The organism is Pseudomonas sp. BS3767, assembly GCF_900099665.1.
Classification (GTDB): domain Bacteria; phylum Pseudomonadota; class Gammaproteobacteria; order Pseudomonadales; family Pseudomonadaceae; genus Aquipseudomonas; species Aquipseudomonas cerasi.
Map to the genome: position 1 here is coordinate 219633 of NZ_FNCX01000009.1, position 25453 is coordinate 245085.

Sequence of the window (25453 nt, forward strand, 5' to 3'; positions counted from 1 at the left end):
CTCAAGACAAAGAATGAAACGACATCGTCGCATCAGTACTCAACAGGCGGGCGCTGACGGGCACGTGCTGTGTCACATCATAGCTGCCCAGCAGGATTTCGCGGCTGACAGGCGCACCATTGTGAGTGCCCGTCAGGCTGCCGTAAACCGGTGGCGAATAAAGCGTCCCCGCCGAGACGTTGGAATGCGCCTGCTCCCCGAGCGCGTGTCCCCAGCTGTTGGTATCGTCAAGCCTTTCGCTGGTCTTGCTGAACTCGATACGGGCCACGTCAAGCCGACCATCACCCGCCTGCACCGCAGCACTGCCGCCCAGGAAAGCCAGGGCCAGGAAAAACTTGTTGAGATTCAACATATCGACTCCTTTTGCGCTCGGGGACGCTGTCAAGGTATGGGCCAACAGTAATCGCGCCGGGCTGAACCCCAACTGAACACTGCATGAACCGGCGCTGAACAGTCATCCGCACCCTGTGCAGCAGAATCGGCTATCGTTGTTTGCCACTTCAAAACATCAACAAGGAGCTGACCATGCGTGTGTGGATTGCAATGATCATGATGGGCCTGACCGGCCTCGCCCAGGCGGCGATCAAGACCGAGCAGATCGATTATAAAAGTGCCGACGGCACCAAGCTGGTGGGCTATTACGCTTACGACGACGCGGTAAAAGGCCCGCGCCCTGGCGTTCTGGTGGTTCATGAATGGTGGGGCCTGAACGACTACGCCAAGCGCCGCGCTCGCGATCTGGCTGCACTGGGTTACAGCGCAATGGCCATCGATATGTACGGCGAAGGCAAGAACACCGAGCACCCGAAGGACGCGATGGCCTTCATGCAGGCCGCGTTGAAGGACAGCGATGCCGCAGACAAGCGTTTTGACGCCGGGCTGGAGCAATTGAAGCAGCAGCCTCAGACCGATCCGAAAAAGATCGCCGCGATCGGTTACTGCTTCGGCGGCAAGATCGTGCTCGACGCGGCACGCCGCGATGAGCCGCTGCTGGGCGTGGTGAGTTTCCACGGCGCACTGGTCACCAACACCCCGGCGAAACCGGGTATCAAGGTGCCAATGCTGGTCGAGCACGGCGCCAAGGACAGCATGGTCACCCCTGAAAACGTCACCGCGTTCAAGAAGGAAATGGACGACGCCAAGGCCGACTACAAATTCGTCAGCATCGACGGCGCCAAACACGGCTTCACCAACCCCGACGCCGACCGCCTCAGCCACGGCGAACACGGCGGCCCGGACATCGGCTACGACAAGGCTGCCGATGAGAGCTCCTGGGCGGACATGAAAGTGTTTTTCAAAAAGATATTTGGTTGAGCGATAACTGAAACTCCGCGTCCGCCCGAAACGGGGAGGACGCGGAGCGTCCTGAACGGCATGCGACGCGGAGCGACGCACGATAGTTGAGGTCATCGCTCCGCACGCTATGCGTCAATACCAGCGCTGAATATCGATCAAACCGCGCTGCCCCTCATAATCGCGAGCGCTGGAGTACCTCCAGTGCTCACCGATGTCCACGTAGCCTCTCTTTACCGGGTTGTGGTGAATGTAATCGAGCTTCTGCCGCATAACCTTTTCACTCCACACAAGCTCGGCATGAGCTCCTTCCTGCCAGACCTGATACACCCTGTCACTCTTGCGCAGACGCTTGACGAATCGCAGACGCTCCAGCGTGCTCTCGGCGTTGGCGTTCTCAAGTGCTTCGATTATCTGTCGAGCCGTAAACGACTTGAAACTGCTCACACATTTGTCCAAGGCGGGCGCTTGGGCCACGAAGTGCAAATGGTTTTCCAGTACGACATACCCGAAGAGCTGCAGTCCCTGATGAGCCTGTTGATAGCGCCAGGCGTTGAACAGAATGTCTACCAGAACAGGCCGGGTAAAAAGCGGTAACCACTCCACCACCGTGCACGTCAGGAAATGAGGCTTCTCAGGTTCGGTGATGGTGTATCTGCTCCGGCCCATGTGTTCATCCTTGAATCATCAGAGCCGTGAAAAGTACCTTCCGACCGAGTACGTGGAAATAATGAAAGTGTGACCAGTTTTTTGCTATGCACCGCCAAGAGGACGCAGAGTGTCCAGAAAGGCATGCGACGCGGAGCGACGCACGATAGTTGCGATGATCGTTCCGCACGCTCCAGCGTGGGAATGCAGTTCTCGACGCTCTGCGTCGCAAGAGGACGCAGAGCGTCCGGAAAGGCATGCGGCGCGGAGTGCCGCACGATAGTTGCGATGATCGTTCCTCACGCTCCAGCGTGGGAATGCAGTTCTCGACGCTCTGCGTCGCAAGAGGACGCAGAGCGTCCGGAAAGGCATGCGACGCGGAGCGACGCACGATAGTTGTGGTGATCGTTCCTCACGCTCCTGCGTGGGAATGCCGTTCTCGACGCTCTGCGTCGCCAAGAGGACGCAGAGCGTCCGGAAAGGCATGCGACGCGGAGCGACGCACGATAGTTGTGGTGATCGTTCCTCACGCTCCTGCGTGGGAATGCCGTTCTCGACGCTCTGCGTCGTCAAGAGGACGCAGATGTTACCAGTGCCCTTCCCTTCAACCCATTCCCCCGGCAAAATGCCGCCCATGACTCGACTATCCGACCTCCCCATCTGCTGCCCGGAACTGATCCGGCATTGGCCGTTGCCACAAGCCTTGCCGGGAGCGGTACTGGTGAGTGGACATTTTGATCCGCTCAAGCTGGTCAACGGTGACTTTCAGCGTTGTGAGCTGCAAATGCCGGCGAGCATTCAGCGTTCGGTGGCCAAACGTCAGACTGAATTCCTCGCCGGTCGTCTCTGCGCCCGCGAAGCCATGCGTCAGCTGGATGGCCGCTTGCATGTTCCGGTGGTGGGGGAAGACCGCGCGCCAATCTGGCCCGCTGATGTCTGTGGCTCGATCACCCACAGCACCGGCTGGGCCGCCGCCGTGGTGGCGCACAAGCAGCAGTGGCGCGGGTTGGGGCTGGACACGGAAAACCTGCTGAGCCACGACCGCGCCTCACGCCTGGCCGGGGAGATTCTGACGGCGGCCGAGCTGGCAGAGATGGCGGCGGGTCCGGAAGATCAGATCGCACTGCGCGTGACCCTGACCTTTTCGATCAAGGAAGCGCTGTTCAAGGCGCTCTACCCCATCGTGCACAAGCGCTTCTACTTCGAAGACGCGCAACTGCTGGAATGGTCCGCCGACGGCCGCGCACGGCTACAGCTGCTGATCGACCTGTCCAGCGAGTGGCATGCGGGCAAGGAGCTGGACGGCCAGTTCAGTGTGCAGGACGATCACCTGTTGAGCCTGGTTGCCGTCGAAGGTTGATCAGCCGGGCAGCGGACAATGTTCGCAACGCCCAACCCACTCGACCCGATGACTCAAACAGCACACACGCCGTTGCCTGCGTGGTTCGCCGCCCTGCGCCTGCGGCACATAACGCACCGCCTGAAACAGAGGATTGGCGCGCCCGTCCGGCCTTTTCTTCTCGCTTAACAGCGCCAGCCCCGCAGCCAGCGACACATCACTGCACGTGGCCAGTTGCGCAAGGCAGCCCTCCAGATAATCCCCGGCGCTGCTCCATAACACCGCGGCAGGCAGTCCGCCATAAGCGCTCAGCGATGCAATGAAGGGCTGAAGATTGTCATCGAGCAATCCGGCAAAGCGCTGAAACGGATCAACCGACATACCCCGCCAGACGCGTCCCTCCTCCGCCAGCCTGACGCCGTTCGGCACGCCGCGCTCATCCAGCGCCAGCGCTACCTGCTCAAGCTGCAACGGCCAATGCCAGTCATGCACCAGGCTGGCCACCAGCACCGGCGGAATCAGTTGCATGAAGTAAAACTTGGCCCACTGCGACACCAGCACCGGCAATTGACCGGGCATCAGTTGCGGCCCGTAAACAGTCAGCAGCATCTGATCAAGACGCTCGGGTTGCAGCAGATCAGGCAACGTCACTACCGGGCGCGCATCATCCGCCGTCAGCAACGTCCGCCCGAACCGCGCAAACGGCCCGACAAACGACGGCAAGCTCAACGCGGCACCTGCGTGCGCGGCCAGGACAGGCTGAAGCACGCCCCGCCCAGGCTGACGCTATGCCCGATCAGCGCACGACCTTCATGCCAATGGATGATCCGCCGCACGATCGACAAGCCCAGCCCATGCCCGCCCGAGGCTCGGGTGCGGCTGTCATCGATGCGCATGAACGGTGTGAAAATCTGTTCCCACGCCTGTTCCGGAACGCCAGGGCCATCGTCGTCCACGTCGATACGGCACTGCTGCGCCTCCAGCCGATAGCTGATACGCACCTCGTTCTCGGCATGGCGCAGCGCATTGCTCACCAGGTTCTGCACCGCGCGGTGCAGGTAGCGCGGCTCGCCCTCGACCCAGGCAGCCTCACCCTCTTCGGCCCTCAGGCATTCGCCGCGCGAAACCCGTACGTCGGCGCGCAATGGCGCCAGTTCGGCGATCACCTGATCGATCAGCGCATCCAGATCGACACGCTGGAAATTCAGGGTCGGCGCGCCCTGCTCAAGACGCGCGTAGGTGAGCATCTCATCGACCAGCTTGTCGAGGTCCTGGATATCGCTGTCCATGCCGCGCATGTATTTGCGCCGTGCCTCGGGAGTGGCGGCGTCGCTGACCATCTCCAGACCGAAACGCAGCCGCGCCACCGGCGTGCGCAGTTCGTGAGACACCGCGCGCACCAGTTCGCGCTGGATCATCAATGAGCGTTGCAGGTGTTCGGCCATGCTGTTGAACGCCGCCGCCACACGCCCCACCGAGTCGGAGCCCTCGGTCGGCACGCGGGTGTGCAGGCTGCCTTGGGCAATCTGCGTGGCGGCCGCCTCCAGCTCCAGCACCCGTCGCTCCAGACGCCGCACCAGCAAGTACACCACCAGACCGATCAGACACAGGCCCATCAAGGCGATCAGCAACAGCCAATGCAGCGGATAAGGGTTCATCTGGTACAGCGGACCGATTTCCAGCACCCAGTTGGTGTCGACGATCCCGGCCAGCACGCGGATCGAATCGCCGCCCTTGCCCAGCGCCATGACCGTATCGCCCTCATAGACGCGGCGGCGCTGGTCATCGTCCAGATCCGCCTGATCCAGCGCCAGCAGGTGCAGGTCGAAACCGAATCCCTTGTCGCTGCGCAGGGCCTGCAGCCGCGCCGGTTGCTCGTCGACCGGAAAGCGCACCAGTTCATCGATCAACAGGTAGATAGTGGCTCTCGCCAATTGTTCGGTGATCTGCTGCACTTCGCCGGTCAGCAACAGCGGCTCCTTGTCGCTCAACTGACGATAAACCCTGGCAGCGTGCGGCCCGATCTGTTCGACCACCACCTTGCCGCGCGCCAGTTGGCCCAGTGCGCTGCTGTCGAGGTGAGCCTGCTCAAGGCTTTGCAGGCTCAGGGGAATCCCCAGCAGGCGCTCCCAGATCGCCAGGGCGCGGCGCCGTTCGATGCCATCAAGCGGCACCAGATTGTCGGCCATGATCGTAAAGGTGCCGTGAGCCAGACGCTCGCGGTACTGCTCGCCGCGCGACTGATTGAGCACATGCAGGGCCAGCACGCCAAGCAGCGCGACCAGCACCAACACGCCAAACACACCACCGTAGATGCGCAGAAAGATCGAATTCATCAGGTCATCCGCTGAACACGTGGCCGCTCATGTCCTGCGCCGCTTCGGGCACAAACAGATAGCCCTTGCTGCGCACGGTCTTGATCAGACGCGGATGAATGGGATCGTCGCCGATTTTAGGGCGGATACGTGAGATACGCACATCGATGGAGCGATCCTGCCCGTCGTACCCCACGCCGCGCAACGCGGTGAATATCTCTTCGCGGGACAGCGTGCGCCCGGCGTTGGCCACCAGCAGCCACAGCAGGTCGAACTCGGCACCGGTCAGTTCGATGCTCTGCTCGCGCAGCCAGGCCTCACGCAGTGCGTTGTCCACCACCAACGGACCGAACACCAGACGGCGCAGCTCGGCAGCCGGCACCTGCGGCGCTTCACTGCGGCGCAGCAGGGCTTTGATACGCGCCAACAACACGCGCGGATGCACCGGTTTGCAGACGAAATCGTCGGCGCCGGTGTCGAGCCCTTCTATATGGTCGGTATCATCGGTGCGCGCGGTGAGCATCAGAATCGGCCCGTCGTAGCGGTCACGTACGCTGCGGCAGATGCTGAAACCGTCCTCGCCGGGCAGCATCAGGTCGAGGATCACCAGATCCGGCTGCTCGGCGATGATCCGCGCCGCCGCCAGCGCGCCGTCGCCTTCGATGCTCACGCGCAGACCGTGGCTCTGCAGATAATCGCTGGTCAGTTCGGCCAGTCGCTGGTCATCCTCGACGATCAGCACGTGCCAGGTATGTGGCTCCACAGCAATCTTCCTTGTCGTTATCGAGCGCTTTTTGTTTTTGAAATGCAGGGGTTGCGGCACCACGTCGCAGGCGAGTGTAGCAACCCTTGCGCGGATCACACGACACCGCACGCGGCATAGCACATGACATGCCAGAACGGCCTTTCAGCTGTGTTTTTTTGTGATAGGGTTCGCGCCCTTAAAAATCAGCAGTGCCTCACCAGTGCCTACAGAAAACGGTGACAAACGGTCACGATCCAGTAGTTATGCGGCCTACACGCAAGGTGTGCGATTCATACACAAACTACACACACTTTATCCACAAGCGGTGCGTTGCAATTCATGTCCAAAACGCATTATCTTGTAGCCCGGCGACGAGACACACCCTACATGTGGGGTTTTGAATAAAAACGCCAGCACAACTCAAATGGGAAATTCAAGCATTTTTGTTGCGTCTGAGGGGTTGAACTTCAAGCCAGTTTAGGCACCAAGACGCTCGCGCGTGAACCAGAGCCATCCCGTACACGTTTTGCAACATCGAACACGCACTCTTGATCAGATTTTCGAAGGATCGGGCATAGCCCGGTCCTTTTTGGCTTCAAAACCTGGAAGCGGCGACAGCACCCCGCTTTCACCTTCGTTTTGGAGCCCTTTGGTCGCCTTTTGCGACTGACTGCTCTAAACGAAATGGTGGGCAGCAATGCCCGAACAAACTTAAAGAACGTGGAGTCACACATGCAAACAGACACAACTCGCGAGAACTCGCCGACCGGCGCGCCGCAGGCAAGCCAGACCCAGCAGGATCTGTCTGCCACTGCCCCCGGTCAACTGCGCGTGATCAAGCGTAACGGTACTGTCGTTCCCTACACGGACGACAAGATCACCGTTGCCATCACCAAGGCGTTTCTTGCAGTTGAAGGCGGCAATGCTGCTGCCTCGTCGCGCATCCATGACACCGTTGCACGCCTGACCGAACAGGTCAGCGCCACGTTCAAGCGTCGCATGCCTTCGGGCGGCACCATCCACATCGAAGAAATCCAGGATCAGGTCGAACTGGCACTGATGCGTGCCGGCGAGCAGAAAGTGGCTCGCGACTACGTCATCTACCGTGACTCGCGCGCCAAGGAGCGTGCCGTTCGCGCCCCCGAAGAGCAGGTCCAGGCTCACCCGTCGATCCGCATCACCCGCGCCGACGGCAGCTTTGCGCCGCTGGACATGGGCCGCCTGAACACCATCGTCACCGAAGCGTGCGAAGGCCTGGCTGAAGTCGACGCCGACCTGATCCAGACCGAAACCCTGAAAAACCTGTACGACGGCGTGGCCCTGAAAGACGTCAACACCGCGCTGGTGATGACCGCCCGTACCCTGGTCGAGCGCGAGCCGAACTACTCGTTCGTCACCGCCCGTCTGCTGATGGACACCCTGCGTGCCGAAGGCCTGGGTTTCCTCGGTGTCGCCGACAGCGCCACTCACCACGAAATGGCCGACCTGTACGCCAAGGCGCTGCCTGCCTACGTCGCCACCGGTATCAAGTTCGAACTGCTCAACCCTGTGCTGGCCGAATTCGACCTCGAAAAACTCGGCAAGGCGATCAACCACGAGCGTGATCAGCAGTTCACCTACCTGGGCCTGCAAACCCTGTACGACCGTTACTTCATCCACAAGGATGGCGTGCGTTTCGAACTGCCGCAGATCTTCTTCATGCGCGTGGCCATGGGCCTGGCAATCGAAGAGAAAGCCCGTGAAGACCGCGCCATCGAGTTCTACAACCTGCTGTCGTCGTTCGACTACATGTCGTCGACCCCGACGCTGTTCAACGCCGGCACCCTGCGTCCACAGCTGTCCAGCTGCTACCTGACCACCGTGCCGGATGACCTGTCGGGCATCTACCACGCGATCCACGACAACGCCATGCTGTCCAAATTCGCAGGCGGCCTGGGCAACGACTGGACACCGGTTCGTGCGCTGGGCTCGTACATCAAGGGCACCAACGGCAAATCGCAAGGCGTCGTGCCGTTCCTGAAAGTGGTCAACGACACCGCCGTTGCGGTCAACCAGGGCGGCAAGCGCAAGGGCGCTGTCTGTGCCTACCTGGAAACCTGGCACATGGACATCGAAGAGTTCATCGAGCTGCGCAAGAACACCGGTGATGACCGTCGTCGTACCCACGACATGAACACCGCCAACTGGATCCCTGACCTGTTCATGAAGCGCGTCTTCGACGACGGCCCGTGGACCCTGTTCTCGCCATCCGAAGTACCGGACCTGCACGACCTGACCGGCAAGGCCTTCCAGGAGCGTTACGAGTACTACGAAGCGCTGACCGAATACCCAGGCAAGATCAAACTGTTCAAGACCATCCAGGCCAAGGATCTGTGGCGCAAGATGCTCTCGATGCTGTTCGAAACCGGCCACCCTTGGCTGACCTTCAAGGACCCGTGCAACCTGCGCAGCCCGCAGCAGCACGTGGGCGTGGTTCACAGCTCGAACCTGTGCACCGAGATCACCCTGAACACCAACAAGGACGAGATCGCGGTCTGCAACCTGGGCTCGATCAACCTGCCGAACCACATCGTCAACGGCAAGCTGGACACCGACAAGCTCAAGCGCACCGTCGATGTAGCAGTACGCATGCTCGATAACGTGATCGACATCAACTACTACTCGGTACCGCAGGCCAAGAACTCCAACCTGCGCCACCGTCCGGTCGGCCTCGGTATCATGGGCTTCCAGGATGCGCTGTACCTGCAGCACATCCCGTACGGTTCCGATGCTGCCGTGCAGTTCGCCGACACGTCCATGGAAGCGGTCAGCTACTACGCCATCCAGGCGTCCTGCGACCTGGCCGACGAGCGCGGTGCCTACGAGACGTTCCAGGGTTCGCTGTGGTCCAAAGGCATCCTGCCGCTGGATTCGCAACAGATCCTGATCGAGCAGCGTGGCGAGAAGTACATCGATGTCGACCTGAAGGAAACCCTGGACTGGGCGCCGGTTCGTGCCCGTGTGCAGAAAGGTATCCGTAACTCGAACATCATGGCCATCGCACCGACCGCCACCATCGCCAACATCACTGGCGTGTCGCAGTCGATCGAACCGACCTATCAGAACCTCTACGTGAAATCGAACCTGTCCGGCGAATTCACCGTGATCAACCCGTACCTGGTACGCGACCTCAAGGCCCGCGACCTGTGGGACTCGGTCATGATCAACGACCTGAAGTACTACGACGGTTCGGTACAGCAGATCGAGCGCATCCCGCAGGAGCTCAAGGAGCTTTACGCGACTGCTTTCGAAGTGGACACCAAGTGGATCGTCGACGCGGCAAGCCGTCGTCAGAAGTGGATCGACCAGGCTCAGTCGCTGAACCTGTACATCGCTGGCGCTTCGGGCAAGAAGCTGGACGTGACCTACCGCATGGCCTGGTACCGTGGTCTGAAAACCACCTACTACCTCCGTGCCCTGGCCGCGACCAGCACCGAGAAATCCACCGTCAACACCGGCAAGCTCAACGCAGTATCGAGCGGCGGCCACGGCCCGGACGACTCGGCGATCACCGCCCCGCGTCCAACCGAAGCAGCACCGGCCGGCCCGGCCCCAGTGCCAAAGGCTTGCGCAATCGACGAGCCGGATTGTGAGGCTTGCCAGTAAGGCAACCCACCTCGCCCCCACAGCGCGTTTAGAACTGTGGGAGCGAGCTTGCTCGCGAAGAGGCCGGTAAGGGAAACCTACCCTTACCGCCCGCCTCCTCACCCAAAGGCCTCAAAAGCCAAAAATTCATGTTCCTTGCGCGCAACACCTTAAAAGCAAGCAACACCCCCTCTGGATCCAACAGGCCAGTCCACCCGACTGACCCTCAAGCAGGAGAATTACACCATGCTGAGCTGGGACGAATTCGATAAAGAAGACGGCGAAGTAGTCGCCAAAGCGACCAACGCCGGTCACGCCAACGAAGCCAACATGGACCGCCTCGACAGCGCCGGTGGCCTGGCTGCACAAGAAGCCCGCGCCGTTACCGCCGCCGACTCCGCTGCCCTGATCCGCGCCAAGAAAGCGCTGGACGCACTGGACGTCGCTGAAGGCCTGGCCGAACTCGAAGGCGCCAGCGCCCGCGTCGCCGTTGACGAAAAAATGATGATCAACTGCCGCGCCGACCTCAACCAGCTCGTGCCTTTCAAGTACGACTGGGCCTGGCAGAAGTACCTGGACGGTTGCGCAAACCACTGGATGCCGCAAGAAGTCAACATGACCGCCGACATCGCCCTCTGGAAAAACCCGGAAGGCCTGACCGACGACGAGCGCCGCATCGTCATGCGTAACCTGGGCTTCTTCTCCACTGCTGACTCGCTGGTTGCCAACAACCTGGTACTGGCCGTGTACCGCCTGATCACCAACCCGGAGTGCCGTCAGTACATCCTGCGCCAGGCCTTCGAAGAGGCGATCCACACCCACGCCTACCAGTACTGCATCGAATCGCTGGCCATGGATGAAGGCGAGATCTTCAACATGTACCACGAGATCCCATCGGTCGCTAAAAAAGCAGCCTGGGGCCTGAAGTACACCCGTTCGATCTCCGATCCGAAGTTCGAAACCGGCACCGTCGAAACCGACAAAGAGCTGCTGCGCAACCTGATCGCCTACTACTGCGTACTGGAAGGCATCTTCTTCTATTGCGGCTTCACCCAGATCCTCTCCATGGGCCGCCGCAACAAGATGACCGGCGTCGCCGAGCAGTTCCAGTACATCCTGCGCGACGAGTCCATGCACCTGAACTTCGGCATCGACGTGATCAACCAGATCAAAATCGAAAACCCGCACCTGTGGGATGCCGAGATGAAAGAAGAAGCCACGCAGATGATCCTGCAAGGCACCCAGCTGGAAATCGAATACGCCCGCGACACCATGCCCCGCGGTGTGCTGGGCATGAACGCTGCGATGATGGAGGATTACCTGAAGTTTATCGCTAACCGTCGTTTGAGCCAGATTGGGTTGAAGGAAGAGTATCCAGGGACGACGAATCCGTTCCCTTGGATGAGCGAGATCATGGACCTGAAGAAAGAGAAGAACTTCTTTGAGACTCGGGTTATTGAGTATCAGACTGGTGGAGCTTTGAGCTGGGATTGATTTGCATCCCGCGGAGTTGCAATAAAAGCTGAACCCATCTCATCAAAAATGAAACGGGTTCTGAGAAAAGGGCTGCCAACTGGCAGCCTTTTTTATTTTTGTTTCGGCAAAAATGTGAGGTTTGACTCGGTTAAATCCGGTCGAATGCGACTCCGGCCGGGCCTCGCCTGTTTTTGCCTTGCTTGACCTTCCTCTCGGCCATCATCCCAGACGGCAAAGACCAGGACGACGGATGATGGCAAAGGGAAGGTCAAACGAAACTACACGGTTTCCAAAGGCAATCTGGTTTGGCTGGCCCTCCCCTTATTGGTGACCGCCTCAAGGATCGCCCGCCCCAGCTCACGAATGTCGGGCTCTTTCACAATGGAGTGATGAGTTCCCATGATGGAGATGACTTGCAGTTGCTCCTTGGGCATCAGCGCCTCCCAACCAATGCTGATATCACTACGGTTTTCTCCCATTGCTGAGAATAAAGTGACACGCACCGGTAGCGCGGGCGGCATGTAACGGTAGAGCGCCAGACCGATACTGCGGATCAGTGCCAGGTATCTTTTTGCAAGATCACTCTCTATACCTTCAGGAAGCAGACCTTGAACTTGCGTATAAGCCAACAAGGCCTCGAAATCCCGAGCAGCAGCCAAGTGTCTGACAGGCCCCTGACGTACATCAGGCGGCAGAAGTCTCAATAAGGCTTCGATCTCGTCGAAATCCGGCCTTTCATCGAGATGAGCGTACCCGCCCTCCTGCGCATCAAACAAATGCCGATAGTCGCTGGTGGTGTCGATAAGCCCGAGGAATTCTACCGTAGCACCGGCCCCTATCAGTTGATGGGCAATTTCATAGGCGATCGTTCCCCCGGCAGACCAGCCAGCGACGCGATACGGCCCCTGTGGCTGTATATGGCGGATCCCCTCAATGTAGCGTGAGGCCATTGCCTCGATAGTGGTGAGGTGTTCCTCCCCACTTTGCAGTCCGCTCGCCGAAAATCCATACACCGGAATGTCAGAGGGAATTTGCTTTGCCAACTGTTGGGCATAGCCGATATCCCCTGACCCTTCATGAATGAGGAACAAAGGATGTTGAGCCCCCTCTTTGCGAATGGTGGTCAGATTCGGATGCAGAGCCTTGCTCAGACCGCTATGGCAAGACGCGGCAAGTTCACAGATTGTCGGGTGCATGAACAGATCGCCTAGTGCCACTTCGACCTGGAAGCGCTGACGCAGGCACGAAACCAGTTGCACTGCCAGCAGCGAATGCCCGCCCAGTTCAAAGAAGTGGTCATGGCGACCCACCCGCTCCAGCCCCAGCAACGCCTGCCAGATCTCCGCCAGCGCATGTTCGATTTCACCTACCGGCGCCTCGTAACCACGACTGGCATAAGCGTCGTCTTCCGGCGCCGGCAATGCCCGTCGATCCAGCTTGCCGTTCGGCGTTAGCGGGAAACGCGTCAGCGTTACAAAGGCGCTCGGGATCATGTACTCCGCCAGCCCTTGCGACAGTTGCTCACGCAACTGCGTCGCCGACAATACGACGCCTTCCTGCGCCGTCAAATACGCCACCAGGCGTTTGTCGCCGGGACGGTGCTCGCGCGCCAGCACTACCGCCTCCCTGACCCCAGGGCAACCCGCAAGCTGCGACTCGATCTCGCCCAGTTCGATACGGTAGCCCCGGAGCTTGACCTGATCGTCGTTACGCCCCAGGTACTCGATATTGCCGTCTGCCAGCCAGCGCCCCAGATCACCGCTCCTGTACATCCGCGCCGCCGGCTCGGTACTGAACGGATCTTCCAGGAAACGCTCCGCCGTCAATTCCGGACGATTCAGATAACCTCGGGCAACCCCGATACCGCCGATATGGATCTCGCCGCTGACCCCGATCGGTACCGGCTGGCCGTGCGCATCCAACAGGTAAATCTGTGTATTCGCTATCGGACGGCCGATCGGAACGATACCGATATCCTGCTCTGCCACGTAATGCCATGCCGTGACGTCAATGGCTGCTTCGGTGGGGCCGTACAGATTGTGCAACTCGCTTTTTGGGAAATGTGCCTGGCCTTGCAATAGCAAAGCATGCGGCAGCGCTTCACCACTGCAAAGTACTCGCTTGAGCGTCGAACACCGCCCTGCTGGCGTCTGATTGACGAAGGCCTGCAGCATGGAAGGAACAAAGTGCAGCATGCTGATGCTTCGGCGCTCGATCACCTCCATCAGGTAGTGAGGGTCTTGATGCCCGCCGGGGCGGGCCATGACCAGTTGTGCCCCGGCCAGCAGAGGCAGGAAGATCTCCCAGACCGATACATCGAAACCGAAGGGCGTCTTCTGCAAGACACGATCTTCGGCTCCAATCCGGTATTCGCTCTTTGCCCACCACAACCGGTTGACGACGCCGTCATGCTGGTTGGCCACGCCTTTGGGTTTACCAGTGGAACCCGAGGTATAAATCACATAGGCCAGGTGTTGCGGTGTGATGGCCGGCACTACGGGATTATGTTCAGCCTCAACCTCCCAGTCGCCAGCTTGCAGGTCGAGCGTCGGCACCGCCAACTCGCCCAGCAACGTCCGGGTCTCGGCCTGCACCAGCACCGCCACCGGCGCGCTGTCTTCCAGCATGTAGCGCAATCGCTCGGACGGATACCCAGGATCCAGCGGCACATACGCACTGCCCGCCTTCAAAATACCCAGCAAGCCCACCACCATTTCCAGGCTGCGCTGCGCACAGATCGCAACCCGATCATCCGGCTGGATACCCAGGCCGATCAGGTAATGTGCCAGTCGATTCGCCCGGGCATTGAGTTCGCCATAAGTCAGGCTTCCGGTTTCATCGACCACCGCCAGGGCATCGGGCTGTTGTGCTACCTGTTCCTCGAACAGTTGATGGAGCAACTTGCCCGCCGGGTAGGCCGCTGCCGTATCGTTGAACGACTCCAACACCTGCCGACGTTGCTCGCAGGACAGCAGCGGCAGTTCTGCGACCGCTTGCTGGTCATCCGCCACCATGGCTTCCAGAAGTACTTGCAGGTGCCCCGCCATCCGCTCGATCGTCGCACGCTCGAACAGATCACTCGCGTATTCCAGAGAGCCGACCAACCCGCCATCCGCCTCGACCAGCGCAAGCGACAGGTCGAACTGGGCCGTCGTGTGCGGTGCTTGCAGCGGCTCCAGACTCAGCTCCGGCAGACTGAGTTCGCCGCCGCCCGGGGTGTTGTTCAGCGCCAGCATGACCTGGAAGATTGGGCTATGGCCCAGGCTGCGCGGTGGTTGCAACGCCTCCACCACCTGCTCGAACGGCAGGTCCTGATGCGCATGCGCCGCCAGCATGACCGTCTTGACCTGCTCCAGCAACGCGGCCACGCTCAGGCGCCCTTGCGGCCTGATCCGCAGCGCCAGTGTGTTGACGAAGAAGCCGATCAGCGACTCCAGTTCGCTGCGCGGACGATTCGCCACCGGCGTGCCGATCACCACATCGTCCTGCCCGCTGAAGCGGCTCAACAGACTCGACCAGCCCGCCAGCAAGGTCATAAACAGCGTCGCACCGTGACGCTGACCCAACTGCCGCAACCCTGCCGTCAATGCCGGGCTCAGGGCCAGGCTCACCCGTCCGCCGGCATAACTGCGCAACGGTGGGCGGCGGTGGTCGGTTGGCAGCTCCAGCAAGGCCGGTGCACCACTCAGGTGCTGCCGCCAGAACTCGACCTGCGTGTGCAGCGTTTCGCCCTGCAACCACTGCCGCTGCCACGCGGCGTAGTCGACATACTGGAAGGCCAGTGCCGGCAGAGGGTCGGCCAGCCCCTGGCTGAAGGCGCGGTACAACATACCGATTTCGTGCAGCAGAACGCCCGTCGACCAACCGTCATAAACGATATGGTGCTGGGTCACCAGCAGGATGTGCTCCGTCTCCGACAGTTGCACAAGCCGCCCGCGAATCAGCGGACCGCTCGACAAGTCGAACGGCGCCAGCGCCTCCTCGCGAGCGAGCCGCTCTACGGCCTCGTGTTGCGCCGCGCTGTCCAGCGGGCGAAGGTCATGACTGGCCAGGGCGAACCCTTGGGTCGCCGGCGCGATCACCTGGATCGCCTGGCCCTCGTGCAAGGCAAAATGGGTGCGCAGGGTTTCGTGGCGCGCCACGATCCGGTCAAGCGTGGCCTGCAAGGCGTCTCTGTCCAATCGGCCGCGCAAGCGCAGTCCTGCAGGGATGTGATAAGCAGCACCCGCCGCGCGGTCCAGTTGATCGAGGAACCACAAGCGTTGCTGCGCCCACGACAGCGGCAATGGCAGATCGCGATCCACCAGCGTCAACGGCGTCTGCGCCGAGAGCCGGGCGTTCTCCACCTGACGTGCCAGACCTTGCAGCGTCGGCTCGGCAAACACATCCCGCAGTGCCACCTCGACTTCGAAGCGTTGACGCAGACGCGACACCAGTTGTACCGCCAGTAACGAATGCCCGCCCAGTTCGAAGAAGTGGTCATGACGACCGACACGCTCCAGCCCCAGCAACGCCTGCCAGATCTGCGCCAGCGCATGCTCGACTTCACCTGCCGGCGCCTCGTAATCACGACTGGCATAAGCGTCGTCCTCCGGCGCCGGCAATGCCCGTCGATCCAGCTTGCCGTTTGGCGTTAGCGGGAAACGCGCCAGCGTTACGAAGGCACTCGGGATCATGTACTCCGCCAGCCCCTGCGACAGTTGCTCGCGCAACTGCGCCACCGACAATACGGCGCCTTCCTGCGCCGTCAGGTACGCCACCAGGCGTTTGTCGCCGGGACGGTGCTCGCGCACCAGCACCACCGCCTCCCTGACTCCAGGGCACTCAGACAGTTTCGACTCGATCTCGCCCAGTTCGATACGAAAACCGCGGAGCTTGACCTGATCGTCGTTGCGCCCCAGGTACTCGATATTGCCGTCCGCCAGCCAGCGTCCCAGATCGCCGCTCTTGTACATCCGCGCCGCAGGCTCGGCACTGAACGGGTCGTCCAGGAAACGCTCCGCCGTCAGTTCCGGCAGATTCAGATAGCCACGGGCAACCCCCGCACCGCCGATATGGATCTCGCCGCTGACCCCGATGGGCACCGGCTGGCCGTGTGTATCCAGCAGGTAAATCCGTGTGTTCGCGATCGGACGGCCAATTGGAAATACCGAAGACCGATAACAGTCGATATCGTCAACCAGTCTATGCCAGGCCACCACGTCGCTACACTCCGTGGGCCCGTAACTGTTAATGAATTCGGGCCTCGGCTCGGGAAGCATTTCCAGCCTGGCGACTTGAATAGGCTCTCCACCCAGTACCACCCGGCGAATGCTGTCAAGTTGCCTTGAATCGTTTGCGTCGATGAGCGTGTTGAACGCACTGGGTGAAAGATTGATATGGGTAATACGCTCGCGTTGAATCTGCTCCAGCAGCACCTCGGGAATGAAAGCCTCTCTGGCCAGGTGCAGTGTTCCACCGACCAATAACGGACCGAGAATATTTTTTTGCGTCAGATCGAAGCTATAGGAGGAAACAAGCAGTACGGCATCATCGGGCGCCAGTTTCAGCTCGGCCAGATACCAGTGCATCAGGTTTAGAAAGCCCCTTTGCTCGATCAACACGCCCTTGGGTTGGCCGCTCGAGCCTGAGGTGTAGATCACATAGGCCAGATGATCCGGCTTGACGGCTCGCGCCACTGGATCATGGTGAGCCTCAGCTTCCCAGCACCCGCCTTCCAAGTCCAGCAGTGGCACCGTCAACTCGCCCGGCAACGCCCGGGTCGCGCTCTGCACCAGCACCGCCGCCGGCGCGCTGTCTTCCAGCATGTAGCGCAACCGCTGCTCCGGATACGCCGGGTCCAGCGGCACGTAGGCAGCACCCGCCTTCAGGATGCCCAGCAAGCCCACTACCATTTCCGGGCTACGCTCGACGCAGATCGCCACCCGGTCATCCGGCCCGATGCCCAGGCCGATCAGATGATGCGCCAACTGGTTGGCGCGCGCATTCAGTTGCGCATAAGTGAATGTGTGCGCCTCAAATACCAGCGCAATCGCTTCTGGCGTTTTTTCTACTTGCGCTTCGAATAACTGATGGACGCAGGTGCCTTGCGGATAATCCACGGCCGTCGCATTCCACTCCTGCAGCAACTGACGCTCGGATCGCGGCAGCATCTCCAGACTGCGCAGCAACGACTCAGGTGAGTGTTCCAGCGCGTCGACCAGACTCTCCAGCGCCGTCTCCATGTAAGCACATACCCGCTGCGGATCGATCCCCGCCGTGGCTTGAACGGTCAGTGCAAAGCCCTCGCCCAGATCGTCCACAGCCAGTGTCAGTGGATAGTTGGTTCGCTCATTCCAGCCCAAGACCTCGATTCCGCCCCAGGCGCGGTCTCCCTGGTCCGAGACTTGCGGTTCGGCGCTGTGGCGGTAATTCAGCAGCGCGCTGAACAGCGGCAACGGCGGAGCAATGGCGCTGCAGCGTTGCGCCAGCGCCAACGACGCATGTTCGTGACCGAGCAGCGCGGTCAGGCGGGCATGCGTGGCCTTCACCCCCTCACGCACGCCTTGCTCACCGACGTTCAAGCACAACGGCAAGGTGTTGATGAACATCCCCAACGAGCGGTCGGCACCGTCGCCACCCTGCATGCGTCCCAGCAACACCGTACCGAACACCACGTCTTCCTGGCCCGATGTGCGCCCCAGCACCTGCGCCCAGGCCAGATGATGCAGGCTGGCAGCACTTACGCCCAGACTCCTGGCTTGCCGGCGGATCCTGCCCGCCAGCTCTGCGGCCACTGCCTGCCTGGCTTGCTTGATGTCCCGACCGTCACCCTGCACATCGTGCAAACCGAATGGCAGCGTCGGCTCCGTCACCTGACCGAGCATTTCCTGGAAGAACGCTTCATGCGCCGCTTGGCTTACGCCCAGTCGCGCCTGCGCCACATGGTTGCGATAGGGTACCGAATCCGGCAGTCCGGCTGCCTGCCCCAGCAGATCCGCCTGTACCTCATGTTGCACCACTTCCAGCGCCGTATGGTCCAGCACCATATGGTGAAACAGCAAAATCGCCACCCAGCGACTATTCGCTTCGTCGTAGACGTAAGCCATCTTCATCAAGGGCGCTTTCGTCAAATCCAGCCGGTAATGCCTGGGGTCGAAGCGCTCTTGGAGTTGCTGTTCGATGTCTCCGTCGGCCGACTTCAGCTCCAACGCTTCAACGGCCAATGGCGCTTCGCGCCAGACTGTCTGAACCGGCTCGTCCAGCCCCTCCCACAGCACCGCCGTTCTCAAGATGTCATGCCTGGCAATCACACCCTGAAGTGCCCGGACAAACGCCTTCAGGTGGTCTTCGCTTGGCAGCGCAAAACGCGTATTTAGCAAATAGGGGTCACCCTCGACCGACGCAAGGTGGTGGAACAACACCCCTTCCTGCAGTGGCGCCAGTGCATAGATATCCTGGACGTTCGCCGTCCCGCCTGGCACAGCACGCACAATCCGCTCGATGGCATCCTCGCTCAGGTCCGCGAGCGGCAACATCGACGGTGTAATTCGTGTGCACCCGACCACGATTCCGTTGGCGGGCACCTCTACCTCATGACCGTTACCCAATACCTCGGCAAACGCCGAAAGGGTTGGCTGGGCAAACAGCAGCCGCACATCCGCCGACAGTCCCGCTTGACGCATCCGGCCCATCAGACTGACGGCCAGTAGCGAATGCCCACCCAGTTCGAAGAAGTGATCGTGGCGACCCACCCGTTCGACACCAAGCAGCTCCTGCCAGATGTCGGCAAGCGCCGTCTCCACCGTCCCGCACGGCGCTTCGTAGCCGCGGCTCACATAAGCGTCAGCCTCCGGCACAGGCAACGCCCGGCGATTCAGCTTGCCGTTAGGTGTCAGCGGCCACCCCGGCAGTTTCACATACGCGGCCGGCACCATGTACTCCGGAAGACTCGCCTGCAAGGCCGACCGTAGCGTCTGCACCGCAATGATCTCTTTCGCTTCCCGCGTCGTGTAATACGCGATCAGACGTTTGTCACCCGGCGTGTCTTCCCGGGCAATCACCACCGCCTCTCCGACACCAGGGCACCCAGCCAACTGCGCCTCAATCTCGCCCAGCTCGATACGGAAGCCACGGAGCTTGACCTGATCGTCGTTGCGTCCCAGGTACTCGATATTGCCGTCCGCCAGCCAACGACCCAAATCGCCGCTCCTGTACATCCGCGCCGTCGGGTCGTTGCTGAAACGGTCTTTCACGAACCGCTCTGCGGTCAGCGAATCACGATTCAAATAGCCGCGTGCGAGCTGTACACCCGCGATATAAATCTCGCCGCAGACGCCAACCGGGACCGGTTGCATGTGCGGGTCCAGCAGATACATCCGGGTATTGGCGACCGGCCGGCCGATCGGCACGATCCCCGCATGCAGGTCGGGCACACAGTGCCAGTAGGTGACGTCGACAGCGGCTTCAGTGGGGCCATACAGGTTGTGCAATTGCACATGTGCAAAGCGTTGCTCGAAGTGCTTTTGCAAACTATAGGGCAACGCCTCGCCGCTACAGAACACCTGCCGCAATGTGCTACAGGCCAGCGGGCCAGACTGATTGAGGAAGCTCTGCAACATGGACGGTACGAAATGCAATATCGTGACACCCGAGTCTGCGATCAACTCGGCCAGATACTCGGGGTCCTGATGGCCTCCCGGACGCGCGATCACCAATTGCGCACCCGCGAGCAAGGGTAGAAAAAATTCCCAGACCGACACGTCAAAACCGAACGGTGTCTTTTGCAAGACGCGGTCTTCGCGACTCAGCCGATATTGGTCCTGTGCCCACAACAGGCGGTTCACAATGGCGCGATGCTCGATCATCACGCCCTTGGGCTGACCGGTCGAACCCGAGGTATAGATCACATAAGCCAGGTGCTGTGGCGTGACCGTCGGCAACACGCGGTCATGCTCGGTTTCAGCCGCCCAGTTCACGCCTTGCAGATCCAGCACCGGCATCGCCAACGCACCCAGCAAGTCCCGGGTCGTACGCTGCACCAGCACCGCCACCGGCGCGCTGTCCTCCAGCATGTAGCGCAACCGCTCCGGCGGATACCCAGGGTCCAGCGGCACGTAGGCACCACCCGCCTTCAGGATCCCCAGCAAGCCCACCACCATCTCCACACTGCGTTCCACACAGATCGCCACGCGGTCGTCCGGAGCAATGCCCAGTGACAGCAAAATATCAGCCACCTGATTGCTGCGTTCGTTGAGGTCCGCGTACGTCACACGCTCGTCGCCGCACACCAGTGCAAGCGCTTGAGGCTGCTGCTGCGCTTGCTGTTCGAAAAGTTGATGGACCAATAGATCCTGTGGCCAGGCCTGATGTGTCGCGTTGAACTCGACAAGCACTTGCCGACGTTCGGTTTCGCCCAAAAGCTCGATCGCGCCCACAACCTGGCGCTCGTTCTCGACCATCGCACGCAGCACCCGTTCCAGATACGCCACGTAGCGTTGGGCCGTCTCGCGGTCGAACAGCGCCGTCGCATATTCCAGCGAACCGACGATCCGTCCCTCCACCTCCGCCAAGTCGAGGGACACATCGTACTTGGTGGTGCGTGCTACCGAATCCAGCAGCGTTAGCTCCAGCCCCTCCAACGCCAGTTCTGCGGGCGGCGTGTTCTGCCACGACAGCATCGCCTGGAACAGCGGGCTATGGGACAAGCTGCGCACCGGCTTGAGCAACTCCACCACCTGCTCGAAAGGCAGATCCTGGTGTTCATAGGCCGCCAGCGTGCAGGCCTTGACGCGACTCAGCAATGCCTCGACCGCCGGATCGTCCGACACATTCACCCGCAACGCCAGGGTGTTGACAAAAAACCCGATCAGGCCCTCGACCTCAGCGCTCATCCGGTTCGCCACCGGCGAACCGATCACCACCTCATCCTGCCCGGACAAACGACTCAATACCGTCGCCCAGCCCGCCAGCAATGTCATGAACAGGGTCGTGCCGTGCCGCCGACTCAGCGCCTTGAGCTCATGGCTCAGCGTCGCATCCAGCACCACGGGCACCGCATCGCCCGTATAGTCCTGTTGCGCCGGACGTACACGATCAGAGGGCAACATCAGCAATGCCGGCGCATCGAGCAGAGCGGTCTGCCAGTAGGTGCTTTGCTTGTGCAATACCTCGCCGCTCAACCAGCCTCGTTGCCACACCGCATAGTCAGCGTACTGGATCGACAACTGCGGCAACGGGTCTGCATCAGCTTGGCAACCGCTCGCGTAGAGTGCTCCCAACTCGCGCGTCAACACGCCCATCGACCAGCCATCCGATACGATGTGGTGCATCGTCAACAGCAACACATGCTCGTCATCGCTCAGCCGAACCAGACTCCCTCGAATCAGCGGTCCCTGCTGAAGATCGAAGCGCCCAATGGCTTCTTCGTCCATCAGTCGTGCCAACTCACTCGAGCTATCGGCATGCGTCGTGAGATCGTACTTGCGCAACGGGCAGCCTGTTTCCTCGGGATGGATGCAGAGCACTACGGCCTGATCCCCGGTCTGGACAAACGTTGTGCGCAGTACTTCGTGACGCGCCACAATCCGGTTCAACGCACGCTGCAAGGCCGCCTCATCCAGCGCGCCGACGATGCGCAGCCCCGCCGGTATGTGGTAAGCAGCGCTGGCACCTTCCATCTGCGCCAGAAACCACAACCGTTGCTGAGCAAACGACAGCGGCAGTTGCGCCTCTCGTGACGTTGGCACAATCTGCGGCAGTGTATTGTTTTGTGCCTGCGCCACCACGCAGGCAAGCGCCTCGAGCTGCGGATTCGCGAATAACGCGGCCAGTTCCAATTCCACGTTCAAACGCTGCCGGACCAGGGAGATAAGCCTCATCGCCAGCAGCGAATGCCCACCCAGCTCGAAGAAGTGATCGTTGCGCCCCGCCCGATCGACACCGAGCAGCTCCTGCCAGATCTCCGCCAGCGCACGCTCGACTTCGCCTGCCGGCGCCTCGTAGTCACGACTGGCATAAGCGTCGTCCTCCGGCGCCGGCAATGCCCGTCGATCCAGCTTGCCGTTCGGCGTCAGCGGCCATTCGGACACTTTCACATACGCCGCCGGCACCATGTATTCCGGCAGCCTCGCCTGCAAGGCAGCACGCAACGTCTGCGCTGTCATGGCCTGTGCAGCTTCCTGCATCGTGTAGTACGCCGTCAGACGCTTTTCACCCGGCGTATCCTCCTGGGCAATCACCACCGCGTCTCTGATGTCCGCGATCTGCCTCAGTTGCGCCTCAATCTCGCCCAGCTCGATACGAACTCCGCGGAGCTTGACCTGATCGTCATTGCGCCCCAGGTACTCGATATTGCCGTCCGCCAACCAGCGCCCCAGATCGCCGGTCCTGTACATCCGCGCCGCCGTTTCGGCACTGAACGGGTCATCCAGAAAACGCTCCGCCGTCAGTTCCGGCCTGTTCAGATAACCCCGGGCAACCCCCGCGCCGCCGATATAAATCTCGCCGCTGACCCCGATAGGCACAGGCTGGCCGTGCGCATCCAACAGGTAAACCTGCGTATTGGCTATCGGACGGCCTATGTGCAATACCGACTGCGTTGCATCGATCAGACCGGATGTGGCCACAACCGTGGTCTCGGTCGGACCATAGTTGTTGATCAGCGCAACCCGACTATCCGGATTGGGAAACTGACGCAACCGGTCTCCACCGATCAGCAACGTTTGCAGCGACGCCGGCTCGATCCCTTGGGCGAATGCAATCTCGGCAATCGGCGTAGGCAAGAAGCTCACATCCAGATCTTGCCGACGCCACCATCCCAGCAGCGCATCCACATCATTGCCAAGCGCTTGTCCAGGCAACAGCGACAGGCTGGCTCCCACGCACAGCGCTGGCCATAGTTCCCAGACGCAAGCATCGAAACCGACACCGGCCACGCTCGAAACCCGCTTGCGATGGGTCAGACCGAACGCCTCGCAATGCCAGGCCACCAGGTTCACGAGATTGCGATGCTCGATCATCACGCCCTTGGGCTGGCCGGTCGAACCCGAGGTATAGATCACATAAGCCAGGTGCTGTGGCGCGACCGTCGGCAACACGCGATCATGCCAGGCTTCAGCCGCCCGGTTCACGCTTTGCAGATCCAGCACCGGCATCGCCAGCGCACCCAGCAACTCCCGGGTCGTACGCTGCACCAGCACCGCCACTGGCGCGCTGTCCTCCAGCATGTAGCGCAACCGCTCCGGCGGATACCCAGGGTCCAGCGGCACGTAGGCAGCGCCCGCCTTCAGGATCCCCAGCAAGCCCACCACCATCTCAACACTGCGTTCCACACAGATCGCCACGCGGTCGTCCAGAGCAATGCCCAGTGACAGCAAGGCATGAGCCACCTGATTACTGCGTTCGTTGAGTTCAGCGTAGGTCACGCGCTCGTCGCCGCAGACCAGTGCAAGCGCTTGGGGCTGCTGCTGCGCTTGCTGTTCGAAAAGCTGATGGACCAATAGATCCTGTTGCAAGGCCTGATGTGTTGCGTTGAACTCGACCAGCACTTGCCGGCGCTCCGCTTCCCCCATAAGCGCAAGCTGGCCAATCGGCGTCGATTCATGAGCGGCAACCGACTCCAGGAGCAGCGTAATGCGGTCCCGAATCCGCTCAACTTCGTCCGGGCGAAAGCAGGCCAGATTGAAGTTGAAGTCAACGACTACGTCTTCATCCGAATAGTAATCACAGATAGCGATTGAGAGCGGCGTCTGATCGAAGCCGCTGTACATCCTGATCGCCTTCGAAGGGGCGCCGCCAAAGAAAAAGTCTGCGTCAAATTTTTCGAATGAAAGCGTGATGTCGAAGATCTGCTTGCGCCTGGAATGGCCAATATTCAGGGCGCGATTCAGTTCCGCAATCGGGAAGTGCTCGTGGCGGTAGCAGCGTCGCAATTCGGCGGCCACATCGCCCATCAATTCGAGCAGGGAGCGATTAGGGTCAACCCGTACGCCGATCGGGATGACGGAAGAAAACATCCCGATCGTCTGTTTCTGGCGGGCCGTCGTGCGGTTATGCAGGGGCATGCCAATGATGACTTCTTCTGCACCACCGACGCGTGAAAAATAGGCACTGACGACTGCAAAGAATACCGTGACAGGAGAAAGGCCATGCTCGGTGGCAACCGCGGCCACAGCATTGAACAGGTCACGCTTGATCGTCGAGCGAATATGACCGCTCTTGCACATCGAACCCACGGCATGGTCGCCGGACCACTGCAGCAGGGATGGCGGTATTTGTGCGTAGCGTTCGCGCCAAAACGACCGGTCACGCTCCAGGCGCGGCGAATTCAGATAGGCCTGGTCTTTGACCAGGAAGTCTCTGTAGGAAGGGCCTTCCTCGAGCTCGTCGATGCCCACCAGTAAATTGTTGTAGGCCTTCGCGACTGCATGGCAAAACAGCGTCGCCCCTGAGCCGTCCATGACCAAATGATGGTAGCGACCCAGCCAGTAGTGACGGGATGCACTGCACCGTACGAGCTGCGCCTCCCAAAGAATGCCTTCCAATGGATTGAAAGGTCGGGAAAATGCGTGTTGAAGGTATTCCTGCGCTCGCTCGACGCTGTCAACGTAGTCTGAAAAGTCGACGAGTTCGAGTGTGATATCGACAGATGGCAACACTCTCTGCCGGGCTATATCACCCTCTTGGAACAAGGCAAGTCGTAGCGCATCATTATGCCTGACAACGAGATTGATAGCCTTCTCGAACATTGGAATATCGAGATCACCCTTGATCTCCAGCTTCATGCCAATGTTGTACAGCGGTATGTCCGGGTTCGCTATCTGACCGAGCCAGATACCCTGCTGTACAGAAGATAGTTCATACGAGACATTGGAGTTGTTCGATACGTGTTGATGCGACGACGTCATGCGTAAACATCCCTGATTTTAATATCCTTTCGGGAGCCGAGTGACGATGTCCGCGGCCCTGCCGAATTCCTGGCGTGCTGGCCAAGTTCCATACAGAACTCGGCAGTTACAGCACAAGTTTGTCGCA

General features: G+C 60.5%; 10 protein-coding genes. 4 read left to right on the forward strand and 6 right to left on the reverse strand.

The annotated features are described in order from the left end of the window. Window position 1: 1 nt before the first annotated feature. Window positions 2-352 carry a hypothetical protein gene (locus tag BLR16_RS23225; RefSeq protein WP_003363261.1) on the reverse strand — a complete coding sequence of 117 codons (351 nt, stop codon included), beginning with the start codon at window positions 350-352 and terminating at the stop codon, window positions 2-4. 173 nt (window positions 353-525) lie between these two features. Here BLR16_RS23225 and BLR16_RS23230 point away from each other — a divergent pair, with 173 nt between their 5' ends. Further along, window positions 526-1314 (forward strand): dienelactone hydrolase family protein, encoded by a 789-nt coding sequence (locus tag BLR16_RS23230; RefSeq protein WP_003363262.1) that lies wholly within the window; start codon window positions 526-528, stop codon window positions 1312-1314. A 114-nt stretch (window positions 1315-1428) separates the two neighbouring features. Here BLR16_RS23230 and BLR16_RS23235 read toward each other — a convergent pair whose 3' ends face one another. Next, a complete protein-coding gene (locus BLR16_RS23235; protein ID WP_074808954.1) occupies window positions 1429-1962 on the reverse strand; it encodes an REP-associated tyrosine transposase in 534 nt (177 codons plus the stop codon). Window positions 1963-2575: 613 nt separating this feature from the next. Between BLR16_RS23235 and BLR16_RS23245 the strand changes: the two genes are divergently transcribed. Further along, entirely contained in the window at window positions 2576-3301 is a 726-nt protein-coding gene (locus tag BLR16_RS23245; protein ID WP_197678548.1) for a 4'-phosphopantetheinyl transferase family protein, read from the forward strand. Here BLR16_RS23245 and fhuF read toward each other — a convergent pair whose 3' ends face one another. Genes fhuF through BLR16_RS23260 form a run of 3 tightly spaced genes read right to left on the reverse strand, consistent with a single transcriptional unit; the run spans window position 3302 to window position 6364 of the window. Further along, complete coding sequence (gene fhuF, locus BLR16_RS23250; protein ID WP_074808959.1) at window positions 3302-4048, reverse strand: siderophore-iron reductase FhuF; 747 nt, start codon at window positions 4046-4048, stop codon at window positions 3302-3304. After that, entirely contained in the window at window positions 4006-5616 is a 1611-nt protein-coding gene (locus tag BLR16_RS23255; protein ID WP_092194489.1) for an ATP-binding protein, read from the reverse strand. The genes fhuF and BLR16_RS23255 overlap by 43 nt, the downstream gene beginning before the upstream one ends. Before the next feature lie 4 nt (window positions 5617-5620). Beyond that, window positions 5621-6364 (reverse strand): response regulator, encoded by a 744-nt coding sequence (locus BLR16_RS23260; protein ID WP_024661551.1) that lies wholly within the window; start codon window positions 6362-6364, stop codon window positions 5621-5623. A gap of 708 nt (window positions 6365-7072) precedes the next feature. Between BLR16_RS23260 and BLR16_RS23265 the strand changes: the two genes are divergently transcribed. After that, window positions 7073-9985 carry a ribonucleoside-diphosphate reductase subunit alpha gene (locus BLR16_RS23265; protein WP_003363268.1) on the forward strand — a complete coding sequence of 971 codons (2913 nt, stop codon included), beginning with the start codon at window positions 7073-7075 and terminating at the stop codon, window positions 9983-9985. 225 nt (window positions 9986-10210) lie between these two features. Continuing rightward, window positions 10211-11458 carry a ribonucleotide-diphosphate reductase subunit beta gene (locus tag BLR16_RS23270; protein ID WP_002554639.1) on the forward strand — a complete coding sequence of 416 codons (1248 nt, stop codon included), beginning with the start codon at window positions 10211-10213 and terminating at the stop codon, window positions 11456-11458. Window positions 11459-11718: 260 nt separating this feature from the next. Here BLR16_RS23270 and BLR16_RS23275 read toward each other — a convergent pair whose 3' ends face one another. After that, a complete protein-coding gene (locus tag BLR16_RS23275) occupies window positions 11719-25326 on the reverse strand; it encodes a non-ribosomal peptide synthetase (RefSeq protein ID WP_092194490.1) in 13608 nt (4535 codons plus the stop codon). Window positions 25327-25453: the final 127 nt, after the last annotated feature.